The organism is Candidatus Cardinium sp. cBcalN2 (assembly GCF_022810445.1).
Classification (GTDB): domain Bacteria; phylum Bacteroidota; class Bacteroidia; order Cytophagales; family Amoebophilaceae; genus Cardinium.
Window position 1 is genome coordinate 1 of record NZ_JAACGD010000059.1, and the last position, 1493, is coordinate 1493.

Annotated in this window: 1 protein-coding gene; it reads left to right on the forward strand. The window is 35.8% G+C overall.

The features are described from left to right. Positions 1-560 precede the first annotated feature (560 nt). Positions 561-1244 carry a hypothetical protein gene (locus MUW74_RS01770; protein ID WP_243518007.1) on the forward strand — a complete coding sequence of 228 codons (684 nt, stop codon included), beginning with the start codon at positions 561-563 and terminating at the stop codon, positions 1242-1244. Positions 1245-1493 lie beyond the last annotated feature (249 nt).

Below are 1493 nucleotides of genomic sequence, written 5' to 3' on the forward strand. Positions count from 1 at the left end.
TTCGTACATAAGCCGTAATGTATTTTTATCTTACTTTTTTCGTATTTGTGCATGACACTGGTAAAAAATGAATTTTTATTGTTACTTTTTTCTTGAAAAAAAAGTAACCAAAAAATCAAGCCCTCCATAAAAAGTTGCGGCAATCACCGCTTGCAGCTGATCAGGAAAACAGTTGCAGAGGGGAATGGCAGGGAGGCTCTTGTTTTTCCAGCTGTAAGCGGTGATTGCTGATCGAAACTATTTTACAAGGGGCGTTTTTGCTTTTTCTACGTAGCTTTGCCACTGCGCTTCTAAGAAACTAGCGTTAAGCTAGTTTCTTTTTTAGGTATAACCAACCCCAGTGGGTAAAAGCTGAACGGCTACTTAATTATAGGCCTACCAGGTTCCCCAGTAGACAGCTTCGATTGGATTTTAAAATATATTTTAGTATGTTAATGAGAATATTAGCCTATTTAAGGACTAGTATAGTATTGTATGATGTTGAACTTATATCTATAAAGTTTAGCATGAATATAAATGATAGATAATAAAAAACGATAAACCTAAAAAAACAGATCTACATGAGTAAAACTAAAGCAATCCATAAGCATTTTATCTTTTCAAAGACCATATTACCGAGCATTGGTGCCCTATTGTTAGCTACACAAACCGGATGTACTGGAGTAGGCAAGAGTTTGGGAGTGCAAGGAAGTAATCAGGAAGGTAATGTTGTTTTAACTTATAATATAGCACAAGATAATGTGCATAAAAATCAACATACTGCATATGATAAAAATCATGAACAAAGTGGTAATACGACAAATAGTGAGTCCGACGATGAATTCAAGATTACCATAGTAGCTAAAGCGCCACCTTTAAATCACATAGAAAACATTAATATTTCTATTAATCTTTGTTCACATAAGGTGAATAACTCAATAAGTGCTACTAGCCCAATAAGCTCAAGTGATAGAAAAAAACCCGAGGTACCACCAAAACCAATCCAATCAACAGTTTCGAGCCCTCAACCTAGTTCTGATAAACAAGCTTCTTTCTGTTGTTCATCTTCTGAAAGTAGTGATTCAGATCTCAGATCCAACTTGCTGGCTGATATTATAAAAGCGGGTGGTAGACCCAATAAGAAAAAAAAGAAGCTAACGTTTAGTTCATCCACTGAAAATAGTGATTCAGATCTTAATAAAAATCTGCTCTCTGAGATTAGAAAAGCAAAGGGTAAGCCGAGAAAAAAAGGCAGGACTACATGATATAAAAATGCATCTCTAAGTGTTTCCGTTCACCACTATGGCTTATGCTACGAAAAAACGCACCCTTTGAAAAAAGTGCGATCAGAAAGCGGAGTTTACAGATGAAAAGAAAAACAGTTGCCGGGAGGGATTGCAGAGAGGTTCCTGTTTTTCCAGCTGTAAACTAAGCCTACAGTAACTTTTTTCATCAGCGCTTGACTTTTTGGCTACTTTTTGATCAACCAAAAAGTAGCTTTAAAAATTCATTTT